Origin of the sequence: Parasphingorhabdus marina DSM 22363 (assembly GCF_900128895.1) — a bacterium.
GTDB lineage: Bacteria > Pseudomonadota > Alphaproteobacteria > Sphingomonadales > Sphingomonadaceae > Parasphingorhabdus > Parasphingorhabdus marina.
Map to the genome: position 1 here is coordinate 1,449,757 of NZ_FSQW01000001.1, position 21,414 is coordinate 1,471,170.

Here is a 21,414-nt window from a genome sequence, read left to right on the forward strand (position 1 = left end):
TTCCCATTTCCGGGCCGTATCAAAAAGAACTCTTGGATTTCATCCTGGCTTTCGTGGCTCGATCACGTGAGGACATAATAGCTGCCTTACCCGGACCAGGGACATAGCTAAGATGAAACCAACAAATCCAAGACACAGAAAACCGCGCACCACGCGGCCGCCTTCAAGTGACTTGGAAATAGTTCAATTTCAAGGGAATGCGTGGTGACGGTTGCAGTTTTCAGCGAACCTGTCTCTTTGGCCATTTTCCCTGTTCCACGGGAATTTCCAGGGAAATCCTGTAATTTTGGGCTGAATCTGTGGAATCTAGTCGCCTGAAGTCTTGTGTTTCTGGGAGTTTCAATAACGAATTCCCTAAAGAACAGAACAGGGAAATCTCCGATCAAATCTGGGAATAAATCCGTTTTGCAGGGAAGGGTGGCAGTGTCCGTTACATCCCGAAAGCGGACGCTTCTGCATAAAGCTATACCCTGCGCCATTTTGGAAGCAGACCTATACAGCGATGACTGATGACATCCGCTATTGTCATTTCAAAAAATGTAACATAGTTACATAGCCATGGGATTATCCTTGAGGGTCTATCGGCGCAAACTTCCGGCGGTTTTTTTGCTGCCTGTGCTATTGTGCGTTTTCATGCTCGGCCAGTTGATTACGGCCGGCCATGAGCATCATGATCATGATGCAACTTCTGCGACCGAATGCGTCATGTGCGCGCAGGCATCCTCGAATGACGATCTTGATGTTCCTGATTCCCTGGACATAGCGACTGTTGAATTTTCAGGCTTCCTGCATTCGGAAGCCAAGAACTGGCAATATTTTGCAGCAACGGTCGAGATAAAGGCTCGCGCGCCTCCAAATTCCTGAAGTCAATTTGCGGGATGACCAAGGCATTTTGCCGAAGGGCTATCTGCGCTGAAATTTCCAAAGACAAATTGGCATCGCCGGTCCTCATCCGGCGCACAATCTTCAGTTTTGCAGGGATATAATGAAAAAAAACACTTTGAACGTCGCGCGCTTGCTGCTGAGCAGCGCACCATTTTGCATCGCGAACGCAGCCTTCGCACAAACCCAAAACACGGATGATGTCAGTGCGGAGGATTCGTCTGCAATCATCGTCACCGGCGTCCGCCCTGCCTATCGCGGAAATTTTGACGAACTGGAAATCCCCCAATCTGATCAGGTGCTCGACTCGGAAATATTGCGCGATACCAATGCACTGGATTTGAATGCCGCTTTGGATCTGTCGGCTTCGGTCGCGCGACAGAATAATTTTGGCGGACTGTGGAACAGCTTCTCTATTCGCGGTTTTTCTGGCGATATCAACCTGCCAAGCAATTTCCTCGTCAACGGCTTCAATGCGGGTCGGGGATTCGGCGGACCGCGTGATATTTCGGGGATTGAAGCTATTGAAGTTCTCAAAGGTCCACGTTCTGCGGTTTATGGGCGCGGCGAGCCTGGCGGCACTATTAACCTGATCACAAAGCGCCCACAGCTTGAGACATCGGGCTATGTGCAATTTCAGGGCGGTTCTTTCGATTTCTATCGCGGCGACGTGGATTTGCAGACCACCCTCGGCGATAAAATCGGCATCAGAATCGCAGGATTTTATGAAGATGCCGGGAGTTTTCGCGGACCCAAGGAAACGCAAAAGCATGGACTCTATCCGTCAGTGCGTTTCGACATAGGGGAGAATTCGATCCTCACCTATGAACTGGAATACACGTCGCAGGAACTGCCGCAGGATCGCGGTGTGATTTTTTCCGATCAATTCGGTTTTTCGCCGCGCAGGCTGTTTACAGGTGAGCCCGATGCGTTGATCGACACCGAGGTTCTGGGTCATCAACTGGAGTTTCAGCATAATTTCAATGACAATTGGGGCATTCTTGTCGGTGCCGGATATCGGGAAACATCGCTCGTCGGGGATGCGTATGAGAATAATTTTGGTGGTCGCCAGCCGTATCTTGTCGATGGCCAAGCCATTTCACGCTTTTTCCGGTTCAGAGATTATGAAGCAGAATATCTGGCGCTGCGCGCTGAATTGACTGGCGAGTTCAACACCGGGGGTATCCGCCACCGCTTGATTGCGGGTGTGGATTATGACGAGTTTGACAACGACCAGGTTGCCAATCGGTTTCGCCAGGCCGGTATCGGAGGTGCGCCGAGCAGCGCGCTCGATCCGCAAACCTATTTGCTGATCTTTTTGGATAATCCGCAATATGGAGTTTTTCCGCGACCGGACGCAGCGGCCCAGATCGATCGTCTCGAAACCACCAGTGGTTTTGGTTTCTATATTCAGGACCAGATTGATCTGACAGACAGGCTGCAGATTCGTCTGGGCGGCCGCTTCGACGATTTCGACCAGGAGCTCATTAACCGTCGCAGCGATCCTGCGGCTGTCAGCGAATCCTCCAACGATGCGTTCTCGCCGCAGGCAGGCATTGTCTATCGTGCAACCGACGGGATCAGCCTATACGCTTCTTACGGGGAAGGCATTCGCCAGCTCTCGGGCGCCGATTTTGAAGGAAACTCGTTCGACCCGAACAAGTCGACTTCCTTCGAGGCCGGTATCAAGCTTGATCTTGGCACGGTATTTCCCGGTGTACAGGGGTCGGCATCCGCGACGTACTTCGATGTCGATCAAAGCAACATTCTCATCTTTGATCCCCGCCCGGAAGCAGCGGGTGAATTGATCCCCGCCGGCGAGGCGCGCAGCCGCGGACTGGAACTGGATGCCAACGCCAGCTTCGACAGCGGTCTGCGCATCTGGTTTTCTTACGCCTATACCGATGCGGAATACACCAATAGCGGAACGGATTCCGCCACCTTCACGACATTCAACCCGGGCGAGCCGCTGATCAACTCGCCAGATCATCAGCTGAGTCTGCAAATATCCCAAAGCTTTGCAGTCGGAGACCTTCCGGCTCAGATTGGCGGAGGCATGCTTCACGTTGGAGAACGAAACGGCGAAGTGGGCGGTAATTTCGATCTCCCGGATTACACCACATTCCGCCTTTTTGGTCAGATCGAGCCAATCGAAAACTTTGCGATCCGGGTCGATGTCGAAAATTTGTTCGACGAGACATATTACACGGACTCCTTTGCCAATGTCTGGGTTCAGCCTGGCGCTCCAAGGACCGTGCGTGTTTCCGGACGGTTTCGTTTCTAGGAAAGGATGACTGCAAAAATGAATTCTCCTCTCGAAACTCGATCTCTTTCGTTGAAGCGCGAAGGTAATGCCGTGCTCGACAAAGTTTCATTCACCGTTGCGCAGGGCGAAATTTTTGCCTTGCTCGGCGGCAATGGTGCCGGGAAATCGAGCACCCTGCTTACATTTCTGGGGTTTCTGGAACCATCCGGCGGCGAGGTACTGGTCAACGGCCAAAGCGTCGCCAGCGATGTCACCGCTGCGCGAAATGCTATAGCCTATTTGCCAGAAGCGACATCACTTTACGGGCATATGACCGCCTATGAAAATCTCGACTATTTTCTTGATCTGGCAGGACGATCGGCGGGTGTAGATGAACTGAATGCTGCGTTCGACCGGGTGGCGCTTCCAATTGAAGCCCGCTCCCGACGCCTCCAATCCTATTCAAAAGGAATGCGACAAAAGACGGCGATTGCGCTGGCTCTTTTGCGCGAGACGCCGATCTTGCTGCTCGACGAGCCGACTTCCGGCCTTGATCCGGTTGCGATCGATGAATTTCACGATCTGGTCAAAGCCTTGGCGCAGGGCGGGCAAACCATCCTGATGGTGACGCATGATGTTTATGGAGCATGCCAGGTTGCAGATCGGGTCGGCCTGCTCCGTCGCGGCAAATTGGTCGGAAGCTTCTCAGCGGAAAATGGGCAGCGTATAGACACGGAAACCGTTCATGCTGCCTTTGCCGAGCGAGAAGCGGCATGAGCCCGGTTACCCGGATCGCCCGCGAGGAATGGCGTCTGTGGATGCGCTCAAAAGTGGTGGTAGCCGCTGCCCTGATTGTTGCAACTCTCCTCGCCGCCACGACCCTTTTGACAATCAACCGGATCGCTGCCGAGCAATCGGAGCGACTGGAGCAGCAAATTGCAGCCGAAAAGACATTCTTTGCACAACCAGACAGACACCCGCACCGGATGGTTCACTATGGCCATTATGCCTTTCGCCCACCACCACCGCTGGCGATGTTTGAACCGGGTGTGGATGCGGTCACAGGCCAGTCGATTTTTCTGGAAGGCCACCGGCAAAATACGGCCATGTTCGCCGATACCAAAGCGGCTGCTGATTTGGGCGGATTTGCGGCGCTCACACCCGCCAGCCTGTATCAGTTGCTCTTGCCTTTACTCCTCATTGTTCTCGGCCATGCCCTGTTCCTGCGCGAACGCGAAAGCGGGACATTGGCGGTTATGCTGGCCCAAGGTCAATCGGGAACGAAGCTGGCCGCTGGCAAGGCATTGGCCCTGCTCACTGTTATCACCATTTTCATGATCCCGCTGGTCGCGGTCGCAGTTTATTCAACAAGCTTGGGAGAAAGCGGCCTCGCGGCATTTTCGCTGGTGGGCGGCTATTTCGTTTACCTGTGCGTTTGGGGTGCGATTGTGCTGGCCGCTTCCATCATCCTGAAACAGCGAGCGGTATCGCTGGGTGTGTTGATCTTTGCCTGGCTATTCGCAGCCCTGGTCGTGCCGCGCTTCGCTATCAACGCCAGCAGCGCCATGGTCGATGCGCCCGGAAAGATCGAGAGTGATCTCGTCATGCTGGCTGAGCAACGCAAATTGGGTGATGGCCACAATGCGGCCGATCCGGCCTTTCAGCGCCTGCAAGCGGAAGTTCTGGAACAGTATGAAGTGGAAACAATCGAGGAATTGCCAATAAACTGGCGCGGCGTTGTGGCTTCCTATTCGGAAGCAGAACTGACCGAGTTGCTAAACGGCTATGCAGAGAAACGTATGAATCTTGAGGCGGCACAATCGCGGATATTCGACTTCTTCGGGCTTGCCTCCCCAACAATTGCAATCAGTTCCGCCTCGCGGACCTTGTCAGGAACCGATCTGGCAACGCACCACCGTTTCTTGCGCGAGAGTGAAACACTGCGTTTTGACTTTGTTCAATCGCTCAACGAAGTTCATGCTGAAGAACTCGACTATGCGATTGATATGAACCGCAACGCTGGTCCGGAGGCCTCACGCCGGGCGCGAGTGAATGCAGAAGCCTGGCAGGTGCTCGACGAATTTCGCTTTGTACCTGACAGCGCTGGTGAGCGAACCAGCCGGGCGATGATGTCGATGGGCACTCTGACCTTCTGGTTATTGCTCGCTGTCGCATTTGTGTTCATTTCGGCACGAAGGGTACGTCTGTGATGTTGAGGAATATTGTTCGCGAAACCAGTTTCCTCGCTAAAGACCGAGGCGCAATATTCTGGCTGACGCTGGCCTTTGCTCTTTCGGTTGTGGCTGTATCTTTCGGAGTGACTGAAGTCCGGGAACAACGAGAGACCATTGCTACGTTGATCAAGGAAGATGCGGCTGATCGAGCCAACGCATTGCAAGGTCAGGAAGAATGGGGAAGCGCCGCCTATTATGCGTTTCATCTTACCTATGCACCGCCATCTGACTTTGCATTCGCGGCCATGGGGCAGAGGGACAGCAGCCCCTGGAAGCACCGGGTACGTATGCTCGCGCTCGAAGGTCAAATTCACGAATCCGACACCCGGAACGCGGATTTTGGTCTGGTTGGCCGGTTCGACTTTGCCTTCCTCGCAGCATCTGTCGCTCCGTTACTCCTGATCCTGCTGCTCTATGATTTACGTGCCTCCGAACGGACCGCGCGGCGGCATGATCTGCTGGTAGCGACCGTTGGGTCGCCAACGCAATTGTGGTTGCCCAGAGCGTTGGTTCGCGTTGGCCTGCTGGCGCTTTTGCTGCTTACTCCGCTCTGGATTGCGGCGCTGATCGAGAGTTCTTCAGCGGGTACCCTGTTGCAAGCGACAGCCATTGTTATCGGTTCACTGCTGATCTGGTGGCTCATTGTCGAACTGGTGAGCCGCATCGACGCGGCGCCTTCCATCTTGCTAACAACGTTAATCGGCATCTGGCTGGCTCTCGCAATCGTTGTGCCCGCGCTGTCCAAGGCAGCCATTGAGGCGAGTAATCCGGTTCCCGATGGCGGCGAGATATTGCTGCTGCAGCGCGAAACGGTCAATGATGCCTGGGACCTCCCCAAGGAAGACACGATGATCCCCTTTGTTGAGGAACATCCGGAATTGGCGGACTATGCGGTAATTGACGGCCCATGGGCCTGGAAATGGTATTATGCATTCCAGCACGTGGGTGACCAGAAAGCCGCACCCCTCGTAAAGCAATATCGCGAAGGACGATTGTCACGCGACAGACAGGCTGGCCTCGTTTCATTGTTGTCTCCGACATCATTTGTCGAGCGCGCTTTTGAAAAGCTTGCCAATACCGATGCCGCATCAATGGTTGCTTATGAAGATGCCGTTCGTGAATTCCACGCACAGCTACGCGCATTTCACTATCCGCTGATGTTTCCTGAAAAACCGTATGATGCGAATTTGTTAAGCAGCCTGCCCGTCTATAAACCACCATCATAACAGCAGACCAATAGGATATTCATGCATTTGTTTCGCTCATTTCTCCTGGCCCTGTTCACCCTGATTGCGGTTCCGGCACTTGCTGCAGAATCGCAGCCATTCGCCATTGGCGATCAGACGATAGCGCCCGGTACGCGCGCCGACTTTCGCCTGACCGTTCCCGCACTTGGCGATGAACCTGGAACGTTTATACCCGTCACCGTTCTGCACGGTCATGCGGCAGGTCCTGTACTGGCCGCAGTCTCTGGTGTGCACGGCTTTGAGTTCCCCCCCATCATCGCGGCGGACCGCTTGGCGGATCGGATTGATCCAGCAGACCTTACCGGAACTCTCATTCTTGTGCGCATTGCCAATATTCCATCTTATGAAGGCAAATCGCCCCATCTCAATCCGGTTGACGGGAAAAACCTCAATCGCAGCTTCCCGGGTAGCCCGACCGGTACGTCAACCGAGCGGATAGCGGATATTCTGTCGCGCGAAGTGGTTGCGCGGGCCGATTTTCTGCTCGACCTTCACTGCGGCGATGGCGCAGAATTTCTCGAACCTTTTGTTGGCGTTTATGGTGGACCGCTCGCGACCGATTTTGAGCTTGCACGGAAGGTGGGCGAAGGATTCGGCTTTCCCAACCTTGTCCGCTATTCGATGAACACGCAGCAGCAGGTGGACACAGGCCGATCGCTGAACCGACAGGGCGTGGCCAGCGGCATCCCGACGGTGCTGGTGGAATTCGGCCAGAATGGCAGGCGCGATGAGAAGTTCATTGCGGGGATCGTAACCGGCGTTGAAAATGCCATGGGCATCCTCGGCATCTGGGACAAACCGCAACATAATGTACCGCCCGTGCTGCGCCTGTTCGAAGGAACAACCGCCGCCCGCGCTTCGCATTCTGGCCTGTTCTATCCCGTCGATCCTGAACGCCGGTACCTTTTCAAAGGCGACCTGATCGGAACAATCCGCGACTATGCGGGCAAGGAAGTTGAGCGGATTTACTCACCAATTGATGGCTATGCACTCTACGGTATCCAGGGGCCACCGGTCCGGGAAGGTTGGGGAGTTGTAACTATCGGAATACCAACAGACAGGTTTTGATCGGCTGTTTTCGTTGTTTTTGACGTGGTTTTAACGTCCATTTTTTGCCCCCAAAGCAGTCATGTCCGCTTCATCCCGAAAGCGGACATTATGTTGGGGGCAAGAAGCCCCCTGTTTTGTGCGGATGGCTGAAGTGGAAAAAAGACTTCGGTGGCAGCACTGCAGGGTCAAACGAAAGCCTCCGTTCACACGTCCGATGCAGGAGCGAAAGAGCGACTCTAGCTGATGTTCGGACGACTAACCGCGATTGGCTTCAATGGGGGTCTGCCGGCATGATCTGTACCAAGCGTTGCTGAATACACGTAAAGTGCCGGTGCCAGCACCTTAGTGCTCGGCAATGGATTTAGCGGACTATCGATGCGCAGGCCCCTGGCCAGATCGGATACTTTCATCTCCACGACCAGACCGGTGCGTTTGTCCGGGCTCAAGAACGCATTTCGAAGCGCGCGCCAGCGCCAGCGTGCCAGAAACTCACCTGCCTTGCCCTGATCAGTGCCAGTGCCCAGCGCATGTTTCCAGAGAGTCTTGCGAAACTTCGTGACTGAGGACCGCCCGGCCCAGATCAGGCCGATTTCCGTATCGACCATCATGCTGCGCCCGTTGAGATTGGCAGAACTGACTAGCGCCACTTCATCATCAACAAGAATCGCCTTTGAGTGGATATAGACAGGAACGGACCGCTGATAGGTATCCGCGCGAGGGCGCGGCGGTGTGGGCGACGTGAACGTGAACAGGCCGAAGCGCGTCGGAAACGCATTTGCCAGCTTGGTCAGCTCATCAAATTGAATGGCATTGCCATGCAGCGTCACCGGATCGCCGACTTCTTCTGTCCGGTGTGGCAGGACGACGATCACCTCCAGCGCCTTGTTGCGGTGCATGGCACGTTTGATTCGCCCTGCCAACGGCGCCCAGCGGAAATACTGGTTTTCGATGTAAATATACTGTTTGGCATTGTCGATCAGATCGCGATAGGCATCCCGGGTATCGAGAGCCAGATCATTTGGCAAAGGAGGGCGGGAGCTGCTTGCCTGAGGTACCGGGATTGGGCCGGTGACGGTGCGGACAGCCTGCCCGGTCAGCGAACCGGAACGCGGGCCCGAATAGGAAGTCGGAACCGTCATGGGTTTGATTGTGCTGCGGGACATTGGGGATCCGGGTGAGATCAGGTTTTGACCATCCAGAAAAGCATTGAAATCATCGATGCTTGCATTCCAGAGTCCAGCGAAAAATCGCCTGTAGTCATGTGCAATTGGTCCAGCGACCTCGACATGCAAATCATGTGTTTGCTGGAAATCGGGCGGTGTAAGCTTGTGCGTGGGATTACTCACCAGAAGATGGCCGTTCAGGTTCATTCCGCCCATCAGGGCGCGCTGACCATCCACCACACACAGCTTGATATGGTGAGAGGCGACTGACAACGGAAATGGTGGTGAGGCAATGGCCTTGAAAGTCCTTGCGCCCGCATCAAATTCGATCTTGTCCCAGAGCCCCGGCATGATAGCAAATTTTTCCAGTACATCGCGCTGGTTCATGCTTGTGAGCAAATCGTTCAGTTTGTCGATCACGGCGTTCAACTGGAATTCGGCCAGATCTTTTTCCAGGGCATCCGCCGCGGCTTTTGTCTTGGTCAGGGGAGCAAGCGCTCCCGGGTTAAGCGTTGCCGGGTGTCGGGCACAAATCATCTGGAACAAAACAGGGTCGATGGCCGGGCTGCGCGTCACGAATTTTGCAACGGTTTTGAGCAACTGCAAATATGAGTCCCATGCATCGAAATGCGCTTCCAGATCGAACAGCGGTTCGAAGTCGCTCATTATTACCCTGACTTCAACACCGCGAGCCAGAGCATCGACAATCAGCATCGCCAGTGGTCGTTCGGTGACGATATTCGAGCCAGGGATGTCTGGATGCAGGATCGGGTCGAGTGCGAATTTGGTTATCGAATCCATTGCCGGGTCGAACTGCCAGTAGCCGATCTCGATCGTCGATTGTGCATCCAGCAGAGCCTGTTCGAGTGCCTTGAGCTTTGCTGTCCCGTCGATCAATGGCGTGACGTCATTGCCTGATCGCGGAGGCGGGCGTTCCGTCAGCGGACCACCGCGCGCTGCCGCAGGTTGAAATCCTGGAAGCGGACTGGCCACGGTCGTTCCTCAGTTTGCAGGCTGCCAGGTACCGTTTTCCAACTGCTCCCATTCGGGCAGTGTGTCATCTGGTCGCAGGCGTATGAGCGTAGTGGGCAGCCGGACTTCCCAGGGTTCGCCCCATGGCACTTCGGTTGGCGGACCGCCACCCAGGGGCTGATCCGTCGCCGGCGTTTCTTCGTCTCCCCGCCGTTCAGCGATTTCATCCAGAAATGCGAGGTAGCTGGCGGTCGTCACCTCGGGCAACTCACCCCCTGACCATATGTCTCCGGTTTCCAGAAAATGCAGTATTGCCGCCTCGAAGCCCGGCGTCACCGAAATGCGAATCCGCGCGGCCCCGGCCCGGATAAACTCGGCATGGACCGGATCCGCATTTTCAGTCAACAGCCGGCCCCATGTAGATTGCCGTGCCCAGTAATAAGGGAGAAACTGATAATCGATATTGTCCCAGTCGATCGCGGTTTCCCAGAATTGCGCGTAGCGGCCAGATCGCAGCATCCGTCCGAAGTCAAATTCGGCCGCCTGCGGCGACAGGGGAACGGAAGTTGACTTGAAACGCTGTCCGGTCAGCATCATGAGCGAAATACGGCGAATCTCGTTGCTCTCGATGATCCGGTTGAACGTGGGATTGCGGCTATCGGGCTGCACGCCCTGGGTGGCAGCCAGGATGGCCAGCTGCTCTTCATATTCCGCGCGGCGCGCCTGGTAGGCACGGGTCAGGGCCTCGTGGGTAGCAAGCTGCCATTTCTCCAGAGCGCGGTTGGTGCGGATGCAGTCAATCGTTACCGTGGCCGCGAAGGACACGATGTTCACGGCATTCAGCGACATGGGCAGATCACCTTCGGCATGGCTGAAAGCATCAACCTGATCTTCAATCGTGTCGTCTTCGCTCTGGACCTTGAACAACCGGTTTTTGGCTATCAGGATATCGACACGGTTTTCGTCGGGCGGCTGAAAACTGCCTTCTCCGTCACCGAAATTCGGCGGAAGCGCAGCTCCGGACAATTCATTGATCATGATTGCCGCCTTTGCCTGAAAGGCCCGATAGTTTTCGGGTACGACCAGCATCGCATCCGCCGAATGCTGGGTTGGCGTGCCGTCTGGCGACGTGTGCGAAAAAGAATGCGCCAGCGTGCGCAGCAGCGGCGGTGGAGGCTGCACCCCTTCAGCACGATAACGAGCAACATATTTGGTGTAGTTGCTTTCGGTAATCTCATCCGGCTTCAGCGTAAATCGCTTTGGCGCTTTCAGTCCTCGCGGTTTGGCCACCTGCGATTCCACCGCCTTCAGATACATCGCTGCCGGTTCCAGCAAGGTGAAGTCAAACATCATCCGGACACCATAGTCGTAGACCTGCATGTCATAGACCTGATCAAGCCACTGGTAGACCCCGATAGCGTGGGAATCTCCGTCAGTATTGTCGAAGCCGTAGCTGTTGTCTTCCTGAAATTGCTCCAGCGTCGTCGTGCTGCGCTGCGTGCGGCGCCTTTGCTTGACCCGGCTGGCCGTCTGCTCGGTCAACTCCCGCGCGAAGGACGAAGCGGATCGCTCTACCTGCTCCGAGGACGAACTGGTGCCAAATTCGGTCGAGGCCTCGACCTGGACGAATGGGCCATAGCCTGCCGAGACCTTGGCCCCGACAGAAAACTCGCGAGAACTGGAAAGAGTGTTTTCCATCTCGGATTTCATGTCGAAGCGATCCGTTGTCTGAAGGCTGCGTTCTTCTTCTGATGTGGTTTCTTCCTCGATCAGGAAAGTCTCTTCGGTCCGGCGCAGGCGGCTTGTCGAGCGGTTGCGCGACTCGGATCGCATGACATTTTGCACATGGCTGATGCCAACGGCCTCATAGCGCTTGATCTGCTGGCGTACCTTGAGCAGGGATCCGACGCCCGTCGGCTTCAAGGGACCTATAGTCGTCGGCGGCATTGTCGAGGGATCAGCAAATGTTGGATCCATAGGCAGCGCAGGTGCTCCCCCGGTTGCGGGCAGAACCGCATTTGCCAGAACGACCGGGAAGGCTTCGTCATCATCGGCCTCGTCAACTTCTGCCGCCAGAGTGGTCGCCAGGGCATTGCGCCGACTGACAACAGAATCGAGCACGGAGACAAAATTGTCTCTCTCCACATCGATATCTTCGTCATCAAGCAGAGTACGTACCGGCAAGGACAGTCTGCTGCTCGCTGCACGGGACAGGTTGATGCTGACAGATCGGTCATCATCCGTTTCCCCTCGCTCCAGTCCCCCGGTTGCAGCCGACAGCTCGGCCACTGCGCGTTCGAGAGTCGCCAGCTCGCTGGTTTCTGTCCCCCTTTGAGGCGTTGAGGGTTCGGCTTCGACTTCGAATTCCGCTTCGCGTTCCTGCAACGCCTCGAATTCTCCCGGCAACAGGATGGGGGCCAGAAGCACGGCACGCATCTCCGCAAAGTCCATATTGTCACGATCAGCATCCAGCGCCTGGATAAGCGCTGCCGCCTGCATGGCCTTGGTATAGCGGGCCAGCAAGCCAGGCCGGCCTTCAGAATTTGCCTTCAGGGCGAGGATAGCGTCGCGGGCAAAAGTGACGGCTTCCCCAAATTCAGACTGGCCGGTCAACGCGGACCGACCTGCACCGAAAATTCGACCGGCAAGTTCACGCGCCATTTCGCTGTCGCCGGGTCGTTCGCGAAGCACCGTGTCGTGAAATTCGATCAGACTTGCGATAATCGGGTCATTTTCGCTGCGTTGACGTACCGGCTCGCGTTCGAGGAACCCGTCAACGGTGGCCAGCGCCAGGGAGCGCGGCTGGTCGTTTCGCAAATTGTCGAGCAATGTGCGGACGAACGGAGAGATTTCGACAAGCGTCAGGCTGTCAATTGGTTGTCGCCGGGCGCGGGGAGCCCGGACGGCCACAAAGCGGAAAAGTTCTTCGGAATGCATGGCAAATAATCCTCAGTTGGAGCCCGGATAAGGGCGGATCAATATCGGTCCAGCTGGCAAAGTGATGAGCGTCGCAATGTTGTTCCAACTTGGATCAGCGTCATTCAGGTCCAGATATTTCAAACTCTTGAATGTTATGGGTTTTGGTCTTTTTGCAGCGACGCTTGTGGGGTTGGTGCCGCCGCTTTCGAGGTGAATGTGCAAATGAGGATTTGAACTGGTGCCGGAATTGCCAGCGCGTCCCAGATAGTCCCCGGTGCGCACCCGTTGTCTTTGTGCGTTTGGAACCCTGATATAGGGCCAGCTGGTTTCGACGCGCGGCCCGACGGCCTCGGGCAACAGGGCATCATTGTGCGGACAGAGGCTGCTCGGAACCGTTCCCGGTATCATGTGGGCATATTCAGCTCTGGAACCGTCATCATGCCTGATCCAGAATCCGTTGCCGCCACCATATATCCGGTTTTGCGTCACGTTTTGATGAAGACTGCCTACCGGGTTCTCGGGAGCGTTTCTCCAGCACGCGATAACTTCGCCATCGGCCATCGCGTAAATTTTCTGGCCGTAAATCATCCAGTCGCGGTTTTCCCGACCGCCATCGATCGCTTCACCGGGTCGCAGGAAAGTCCGTCCGTTGAAGATTTCGGCAACCCGATATTCCGACTGGAAACGGTTGGTGCCGAAATCAAACCCGTATTGTTGCACCCCGCCACCATGGCTGGCCCGTCCCCACAAAATTGCGAGAGTGCCGAGTCTGTCTTCCCATCTGTACTTCCTGTAGAACACATATCTCGACAGGTCGCCGGTTGTTCCGGAACTTACAGTTCCATCGTCATACCAGTAGTAGACATGATCATTGCCCGCGATGCCCACACCCAGCAATGTCCGTGCCCGAATACCCGTCGCAGGTGACAAATAGCCGTTGCTGTGCCTCAGTGGATCCGTGGTCGATCCCACGCTCCTCGTTCCGTCCGTGTACCAGTAATAGGTTTTGTCATCGGACTTTGCGATGGCTACCCCGGCCAGCTTTTTGGAAGAGGGCAAGCTATAGGGCTGGTAGCCGCCATATCTTGTCGGATTGGTGGATGTACCCTGGCTGACAGTGCCGTCTTCATACCAGTAATAGACATGGTCGTTGCTTCCTGCGATCGCCGCAGCGGCAAGAAACTTGCCTTTGGGTTGTCCTGACGGTCTGGAGGATTCATATGCTGCGGGGTTTGTGCTCGTGCCGATACTCAGCGTACCGTCATGATACCAGTAGTAGACCCGGTCACTGGATCCGGCGATTGCTATTGATACCCGAACCTTGAGTTCGGGGAATTTGAATGGGAAATCATATCGCTGCTGCGCACCAGCCGAACCGGCAAACGATATACCAGCCAGCAGGATCAGCAATTTTGAAGCTGTGCGAGCGACCGCATTCCCGACTGAATATCGTCTCATCTGTCTGTTCAAGGCCATGATGTTTCCCTCGGAATTTTCGACTCGAGAATATCACTGCACGACCAGGCAATCGTCCGTGCACACACCCAATTTTTGGATCACGTCCCCCAGTTTTCGTTTGCAGACCGCAGCCAAAATGTGAGAATGACGACAAGGGGGCTGCCAGATAATCCGGGTGATTATGACAGTGTCCAAGATCGTACATGGCAATTTCGCGGCCGGATCAGCGTAGTGCTGGTCGAGCGGGATATTGTACTTGGCAACCTTGTTGCGGCTATTGACGCAGCGGAAAACGGGCAAGGCGGGATCGTCATTATTTCCGGCAGCGCCGGTTTGGGAAAGACATCCGTACTGGAAGCCTTGCGTGACCTGGCAAGCGAAAGATGTGACATATTCTGGGGTGGCTGTGATGCACTGTTCACGCCCAGACCGCTTGGCCCTCTCCATGACATGCGTCCTGCTTTTGAATCGGGACTTTCGGCCCTGCTGGACAGCAGCGCGGCACCGCACAAAATATTCGAGTCGATAATTGACGAAATAGCGCACCGAAAGAAAGCTGTTCTGGTCGTCGTTGAAGATGTTCACTGGGCTGATCATGCCACGCTTGATTTCCTCAAATTTCTGGGGCGCCGCATCGCCCAGTTGCGAGCGGTCCTGCTGATTTCCTACCGGGACGACGAAGTGGATGCCGAACATCCCCTGAATCAGGTTCTGGGGGAACTGCCGCAAAGCCGGGTCAATCGCATCATGCTGTCTCCTTTGTCGCAAAAAGGCGTGGAGGCACTTGGCGAAGGCCACGGTGCAGATCTGAGTCACATTTTCGAAGTCACGGGCGGCAACCCTTTTTTTGTTACCGAACTTCTCGCGAATGAAGGCAATACAAGGCAGGATATACCGGCATCCGTGAGAGAAGCCGTAAACGCACGCCTCAATCGGTTACCTTCGTCCGAACGAGTTTTTCTGGAAACACTCAGTATTGTTCCGGGTGCAGTCGGCACAAGATTTCTGCACAAGATGTTTGATGATGCTTCCGGGGACATTGTGGCTGCGTGCGTCAGGAAAAAGCTACTGTCGCAGGACAAGGAGCAAAAAATCCGGTTTCGTCATGAACTGGCACGGCTTGCAACACTGTCGAGATTGTCTGCCAGTCAACAGAAGCTCATTCACGCCAAAACGCTTGAAACGCTGCTGCAACTGACGCCGGAACCTGCACTCGACTGGATTGTCCATCATGCTGCCGGAGCACTGGCAGGATCGGTTGTTCTTGAATATGCGCCGAAAGCGGCAAGACAGGCAGCCTCGGTGGGATCCCATCGGGAAGCCGCAGCACATTATGCAACAGCCCTGAAATTTGTCGATGAGGCTGACCCCCCGCTGGCAGCCCAGCTATATCAGAACTGGGCTTATGAAGCAGGGTTGGCACTCAGAATCGATAACGAGGTGCTCGAAGCGCGGCGACATGCAATATCCCTGTGGCGCGCTCTGGATCGACCTGAAAAGGTTGGCGAAAATTTGCGCTGGTTATCACGCCTGCACTGGTATCGGGGCGAATCTGCCCGGGCCAGTCATTTTGCGGATGAAGCCGTACGGGTTCTGGAAACCGCAGCTCCTTCTGCCGAACGGGCTATGGCCTACAGCCTCAGATCGCAGCTCCACATGCTGAACAGCCGGATGGAACAAGCCATCAGCTGGGGCCGCCGTGCTCTGACGCTGGCAGAGGAATTCGACAATATCGAAGCTCGAATACACGCTCTCAACAATGTGGGTTTTGCCATGGTGTTTCAGGATCAGCCAGATGGTGTTGATGCCCTGCTGGAAAGTCTGTCACTGGCGCATGACCATCAGTTTCACGAACATGCTGCCCGCGTTTACACCAATCTGTCCGAACATGCAGTGGATTTTCGAAAATTCACGCTCGCGGAGGAATATATCTCCAGGGGCATCGCCTTTGACTCCGAGCATGATCTGGATGCGTGGATACATTATCTTGTTGGCATTCTCGCCCGGCTCAGACTTGAGCAGGGACGTCTGCACAATGCCGAAGCCGTGGCCAAGGGCGTCCTTGGTCTGAAGCGCCTGACGCTGCTGATGCGCCTCCCTGCTCTCACGGTTCTTGCCAGGGTCCGGATGCGGTTCGGATGTCAGTCCGCCGATGCCCTGCTTTCAGAAGTGCTGGAAAATGCGATCAGTACTGATGAAGTTCAATACGTCATTCCGGCGCGACTGGCGCTTGTCGAAAACGCCTGGCTGACTGAACGCAAGGATGAAGCGATCATCCAGCTGGACGCCCTGGGAAAGATTGCCCCGCAAAGTTTTCACAAGTGGAACAGGGGAGAGTTTGCGGTCTGGGCGCTTCGTTTTGGACATGATGTTCCGCGGGAGTTTTTCCTGAACCTGCCAGACCCTTTTGCTCTTGAGCTCGCAGATGACATATCCGGCGCCGCTGATGCATGGGCAGCACTAAATGCGCCTTACTCGGCCGCGCTGACGCTGATGCAGGTAAACGGCGGAGACGGCGAAAAGAGCCTGGCGGCCGCATTGAAAATTTTGCTCCCGATGGAAGCAGGGCGAACCATAGAAAAGGCGAGAGCACTGGCACGCAAGTTCAATGTTGCAGGAAAAATGCCCAGAGGACAACGAGGGCCCTATGGTTCCGCGCGAGAACATGTCCTTGGATTCACGAAGAAAGAGCAGGAAGTATTTGCTCTGATTGCCGCTGGAGCCACCAACATTGAAATTGCCGAGAAACTGTCTCGTTCCAAGAGAACAATTGAACACCATGTTTCAGCCGTTTTGGCGAAAATGAACGTTGGCAACAGAATGGAAGCCATCGTGCGGTCACAGAATGAACCCTGGCTTCTTGGCAGGGAGCAGGGGCAGACCAATCGTTTGGACCGCAATGCCTGAACACAAGAACCTGCAGTCCCAATGTCCGCTTTGGGCGCAAAAGCGGACGCCGGGTTTGCTATATCTCAAAGATCATTACCCCCTTCATACAATCGCGCACTCAGCTGTTCCGACTGCAGAAGAACATGATAGCCGACAAGGCCAAATATAACGCAGCGATAATGGCTGGCAATATTGTGGTTTGGTTCCTGTCACCATTTTTTCCCGAAGAGTGCATCGCATTCGTCGACAGGCGCTCTGCAGTTTCGGATTGATCTACTACGGTCGAACGTGCCGTACATGCGCTTTTTCGTGTCATGATCGATCCCGTCAAGTTGCGTTCAATCGAAGCTTAAAATCCGAATGCCACCCCGACGCGACCACCGGTTGTGCCGCGTGCAGTGGAACCTGCTATGCTGGTGCTGATATAGACCCGCTCGCTCAGGCGACCCACAAGGGCGCTGGAGAAGCCCTGTTCGCCATTGTAGGTGGCGAGGTTGAACGACATGGACCAAGTGGTGTCCGGCACAATGATGCTGCCCGACATGGCCATGGCAGCGGCGATGCCGCCATTCGTCTGTTTGCTCATGCGGGTCACGCTGTTTTCCAGCAGCGTAGTGCGGTTTTCCAGAATACCGGTGCGCTCGCCGAGAGTGGTCAGTCCGGTAACATCAATTTCCATCGCAGCCAGATTGCCCATCGCATCGGTGGTCACGATGTTGAGCGCACCGTCCTGTGCGGCGCGACTGGCCGAAGAGGTGATGCCGGAAATGCGTACCGTTGCATTGCCTCCGCCCAGCGCGATCAGGTTGTTGCGGTCGGCAACAGCGCCGGGACCGATGGCAACAGCGCCATTGCCGACCGCCGAAGCGTCGTTACCGAGGGCGATGGCTCCATTACCGTTGGCCACATTGAGATTGCCAATGGCCACCGCGCCGGTTCCTGTGGCGCTGTTGTCTGCCCCCAGCGCTACTGCACCCGTACCAGTTGCAAAATTCGGATCACCGATGGCCACAGCGCCATTGCCCGACGCGACATTGCCCGCACCGATGGAAACGGCCTTGCCATTTATCGCCCGTGCGCCAGAACCGACTGCGACGGATTCGTCTCCCATCGCCTCGCTGCCCGTGCCGATCGCAAGCGCGTCCGTGCCAGTGGCGCTGGCGCCGGGGCCGCTGCTGTTGGTGTCAAAATAGGCCAGTTCTTGGCTGTTGGCTTCGGCCTGCGCCAGCGCGCGATTGGCATCGGTCTGCGCCTGCATCGCTTCGTTCCGCGCGGTGTTCGCGTCTGCCTGTGCTTCGACGGCCGTTTCAAAAGCCTCGTCCGCCTTGGCCTGCGCCTCGACCACACCTGCACCGGCCTGATCTGCCGCTAGCTGTGCAGCCCTGGCTTCTGAACGAGCGGTGTCGGCAGTCGTCTGGGCGGTGGCCGCACTGGCAAACGCTTCATCCGCACGGGTCTGCGCTGCCGCGGCTTCGGTGCGCGCCTGATCGGCCGTGGCCTGCGCATTGGTCGCCGCATTCGCCACAGCATTAACCTGTCCGACATTGGCGGCATCGGTATTTTCGGTTCCCGCCGCAACGTTAGTGATTTGCCGTTCAGCGCCGGTACTCCCAACCGAAACCGTGTTGTCACGGTCGGCCACAGAAGCTGCGCCAAGCGCTACCGAATTTGTTGCTGTTGCCTGTGCATCACTGCCTAACGCAATGGCGTTTTCACCTGACGCCAGAGCGCCATCAGAATCCGGGTCGCCCCCGTCGCCGCCAATCGCAATCGCTCCATTGGCTTCAGCGTTACTGGAGGTACCGACAGCAATAGTCTGTCTGCCCGACGCTGTGCTTTGAGAACCCATTGCTGTGCTAAAAAGTCCACTGGCTTCACTGTCAAAACCGGTCGCGGTACTGCCGTCTCCGCTGGCCTCACTATCGCTTCCTGTAGTCGTGCTGAAGTCGCCCGATGCCTGGCTACGGGCACCGATAGCTGTACTCCGCTCACCAGTGGCAGTGCTGCGAAAGCCATTGGCTGTCGCCCGGAAACCACTGGCCGTACTTTGGACACCCATAGCGTTACTGTCGTCCCCGATGGCCACTGCGCCCGAGCCAAAGGCGCTGGCGCTTTCACCCGAAGCCAGTGCACTTTTGCCGACCGCAGTCGCCTCTGCACCGCTTGCTTGGCTATCGTCACCAATGGCTGTGCTGCCGACCGCCGAGGCCAAAGCCCCGTCACCGCATTCGAGTGTGTCGGCAGGATCGTCGGCATTGCCCGGGATGCCGTCAAGTCCGGGATTGTTGCGACAACCGCTGGCGCCTGCCGTCGCTATGGACGCGTTGAGTTGCGCCAGGTTCACAGCATCGGTATTCTCGGTGCCTGCCGCAACGTTGGTTATCTGCCGCTCACCGCCGACAAAGCCGACCGATAAACTGTTGGCGCGATTGGCAATGGATCCAGCGCCCAGCGCCACCGAATTAATCGCCGTTGCCTGTGTTTCATTACCGATTGCAATCGCGCCCCTGGCGGAGGCGGTAGCGGCAAGAGCGCCAATATTGTTGGGATCGTCGCCATCTGCACCAATAGCGATAGACTGGTCACCGCTGGCCACACTTCTTGAACCGATGGCGGTGCTGCGGTCACCAATGGCTTCACTGAAAGAACCGAGTGCGGTGCTATATGCACTGGTTGCGTCGCTGGAAGTTCCGATGGCCGTGCTGCGTTCACCGCTGGCCACACTAGCCTGGCCGGTAGCAGTGCTGCTGATACCGCTAGATTCACTGAAACTTCCGGTAGCGGTGCCACCGACCCCGCTGGCCCGACTGTCGCGTCCGATAGCGGTGCTGTTGATACCACTAGCCTCGCTGGAAGCCCCGATGGCGGCGCTGCCCAAACCGCTGGCCACGCTGTTAAATCCGGCGGCGGTACTGCGTGCAGCACTGGCCTGGCTGGAAGCTCCAATGGCGATGCTGCCGGTCCCGCTCGCCGCACTTCCGGATCCGAACGCGCTTGCTTGGGCATTGTTGGCCAATGCATTATTGCCGACTGCCGTGCTGTCTTCCCCAGAAGCAACCGCGCCCAGCGTATCGCCATCTCCGCCGTCTTCGCCAATCGCAATCGAACGATCCCCCGTCGCCTGTGCATCGATGCCGACAGCAACCGAACCAGCGCCAGTTGCCTGCGCCCCGCCGCCCAGCGCGGTCGAGCCCGAAGCCACTGCGCCCAGACCAAGTGCCACCGCCCGCTCGCTGGAAGCCAAGGCATCATTGCCGATGGCGATCGCACCATCGGCCGATGCCACAGCACCAACGCCACCGGTATCTTCGCCATCCGAACCAATAGCAATGGACCGTTCGCCTGTGGCAAAAGTCTGGAAGCCAATCGCTGTGCTGGCAGTTCCAGTGGCATCGCTAAAAGCTCCAATAGCAGTGCTGGCGGTACCAGTTGCTTCACTGTCTCCGCCAATGGCGGTGCTAAAGCCTGCACTGGCTATACTCCCGCCACCAACAGCAGTGTCGCTAATACTGCTAGCTTGGCTGTCAAAGCCAATCGCTGTGCTGGTAGTACCGGTTGCTTCACTAACGCCACCAATTGCAGTACTTGAAATACCAGACGCCGTCGCCTGCGCCCCAATCGCAACACCGCTATCACCGCTAGCTTCGCTGTCAAAGCCAATCGCTGTGCCAATCTCACCAGCGGTCGCCTGAGCACCTATGGTGGTGCTGGCGGTGCCGCTGGCCACGCTATCCCTACCAATTGCCACGCTACTTGCGCCTGTTGCTGTCGCGTCAGCTCCGATCGCCGTGCTTCCAGGGCCAGTTGCCGTCGCTCCAACACCGCAAGCCAGCTGTAAATCACTACCCGCTGTATCCGCGCTGCCATCATTATCGGTGCCCGGATCGACTTCGCCGTTATTGTTGCGATCAAGCAAGCAGGTTTCAGCCCAAGCCGGGCTGGCGGCCGAAAGCGCGGCGATGCTGGTCGCGATTAACAGACCGCGCCGGATGGTTTGAGGGCGAATGGTTTCGGTCAAAAGGGTCATAATGCAAATTCCTTAAATGAGGTCAGCGCCATCGCGGTTTGGCGGGCGGCTTGGTGCAATGAAGCTTTGTGGGATATCTGGAGTGCCTTGAGGGCACGCGCGAAACGGACGGGACACCGGGGAGCACCCCGCCCATTCCCGCGGGTGCCTACTCATGCTCCCTCGACATCGAGCCACGAAGGCTCGAATCTCGGTCGTGCGACAGCGCGTAAAATAGTGGCTCATATGGTCCTCCCCGGTGCTTTCAAACGTCCGGTCTCTGGTCGAAAACCGGCGTGGAAACGGAGGGCTGCGACGATGACTGGCGCTTGGGCCAAGTCCGTCCGTT

The 21,414-nt window shown here is 56.4% G+C and carries 10 protein-coding genes; 6 read left to right on the forward strand and 4 right to left on the reverse strand.

Annotation, left to right across the window (positions count from 1 at the left end; all coding sequences use genetic code 11):
* The first annotated feature begins 985 nt into the window (after positions 1-985).
* The 5 genes from BUQ90_RS07255 to BUQ90_RS07275 are packed head-to-tail and all read left to right on the forward strand — an operon-like array spanning position 986 to position 7,676.
* Entirely contained in the window at positions 986-3,166 is a 2,181-nt protein-coding gene (locus tag BUQ90_RS07255; RefSeq protein WP_074204357.1) for a TonB-dependent siderophore receptor, read from the forward strand.
* An 18-nt stretch (positions 3,167-3,184) separates the two neighbouring features.
* Complete coding sequence (locus BUQ90_RS07260) at positions 3,185-3,904, forward strand: ABC transporter ATP-binding protein (RefSeq protein WP_204244750.1); 720 nt, start codon at positions 3,185-3,187, stop codon at positions 3,902-3,904.
* On the forward strand, positions 3,901-5,337 hold the full coding sequence (locus tag BUQ90_RS07265) for a DUF3526 domain-containing protein (protein WP_074204359.1): 1,437 nt from the start codon (positions 3,901-3,903) through the stop codon (positions 5,335-5,337). Before BUQ90_RS07260 ends, BUQ90_RS07265 begins: the two co-directional genes overlap by 4 nt.
* The gene (locus tag BUQ90_RS07270; protein ID WP_074204360.1) at positions 5,337-6,587 is read left to right on the forward strand and encodes a DUF3526 domain-containing protein; all 1,251 of its coding nucleotides are present in this window, start codon (positions 5,337-5,339) and stop codon (positions 6,585-6,587) included. The genes BUQ90_RS07265 and BUQ90_RS07270 overlap by 1 nt, the downstream gene beginning before the upstream one ends.
* 21 nt (positions 6,588-6,608) lie before the next feature.
* Entirely contained in the window at positions 6,609-7,676 is a 1,068-nt protein-coding gene (locus tag BUQ90_RS07275; protein ID WP_074204361.1) for a M14 family metallopeptidase, read from the forward strand.
* Positions 7,677-7,894: 218 nt separating this feature from the next.
* Here the strand turns inward: BUQ90_RS07275 and BUQ90_RS07280 are convergent, their stop codons facing one another.
* From BUQ90_RS07280 to BUQ90_RS07290, 3 genes are read right to left on the reverse strand one after another with little or no spacing between them, the layout of a single operon-like run.
* A complete protein-coding gene (locus BUQ90_RS07280; protein ID WP_074204362.1) occupies positions 7,895-9,814 on the reverse strand; it encodes a phospholipase D family protein in 1,920 nt (639 codons plus the stop codon).
* A 9-nt stretch (positions 9,815-9,823) separates the two neighbouring features.
* A complete protein-coding gene (locus tag BUQ90_RS07285) occupies positions 9,824-12,730 on the reverse strand; it encodes a hypothetical protein (protein ID WP_074204363.1) in 2,907 nt (968 codons plus the stop codon).
* Between the two features lie 12 nt (positions 12,731-12,742).
* Entirely contained in the window at positions 12,743-14,170 is a 1,428-nt protein-coding gene (locus tag BUQ90_RS07290) for a M23 family metallopeptidase (protein ID WP_143182752.1), read from the reverse strand.
* 144 nt (positions 14,171-14,314) lie between these two features.
* Here BUQ90_RS07290 and BUQ90_RS07295 point away from each other — a divergent pair, with 144 nt between their 5' ends.
* Complete coding sequence (locus BUQ90_RS07295) at positions 14,315-17,077, forward strand: helix-turn-helix transcriptional regulator (protein ID WP_084192543.1); 2,763 nt, start codon at positions 14,315-14,317, stop codon at positions 17,075-17,077.
* A 331-nt stretch (positions 17,078-17,408) separates the two neighbouring features.
* Here the strand turns inward: BUQ90_RS07295 and BUQ90_RS17560 are convergent, their stop codons facing one another.
* Positions 17,409-21,086 (reverse strand): YadA-like family protein, encoded by a 3,678-nt coding sequence (locus BUQ90_RS17560; protein ID WP_074204365.1) that lies wholly within the window; start codon positions 21,084-21,086, stop codon positions 17,409-17,411.
* Between the last annotated feature and the right edge of the window lie 328 nt (positions 21,087-21,414).

What these genes read in the sequence shown, in the direction of transcription:
- BUQ90_RS07260 (WP_204244750.1), top strand. Translation starts at nt 3,185, where the DNA reads ATGAATTCTCCTCTCGAAACTCGATCTCTTTCGTTGAAGCGCGAAGGT.
- BUQ90_RS07270 (WP_074204360.1), top strand. Translation starts at nt 5,337, where the DNA reads ATGTTGAGGAATATTGTTCGCGAAACCAGTTTCCTCGCTAAAGACCGA.
- BUQ90_RS07255 (WP_074204357.1), top strand. Translation starts at nt 986, where the DNA reads ATGAAAAAAAACACTTTGAACGTCGCGCGCTTGCTGCTGAGCAGCGCA.
- BUQ90_RS07290 (WP_143182752.1), bottom strand. Translation starts at nt 14,170, where the DNA reads ATGAGACGATATTCAGTCGGGAATGCGGTCGCTCGCACAGCTTCAAAA.
- BUQ90_RS07275 (WP_074204361.1), top strand. Translation starts at nt 6,609, where the DNA reads ATGCATTTGTTTCGCTCATTTCTCCTGGCCCTGTTCACCCTGATTGCG.
- BUQ90_RS07295 (WP_084192543.1), top strand. Translation starts at nt 14,315, where the DNA reads ATGACGACAAGGGGGCTGCCAGATAATCCGGGTGATTATGACAGTGTC.
- BUQ90_RS07265 (WP_074204359.1), top strand. Translation starts at nt 3,901, where the DNA reads ATGAGCCCGGTTACCCGGATCGCCCGCGAGGAATGGCGTCTGTGGATG.
- BUQ90_RS07285 (WP_074204363.1), bottom strand. Translation starts at nt 12,730, where the DNA reads ATGCATTCCGAAGAACTTTTCCGCTTTGTGGCCGTCCGGGCTCCCCGC.
- BUQ90_RS17560 (WP_074204365.1), bottom strand. Translation starts at nt 21,086, where the DNA reads ATGACCCTTTTGACCGAAACCATTCGCCCTCAAACCATCCGGCGCGGT.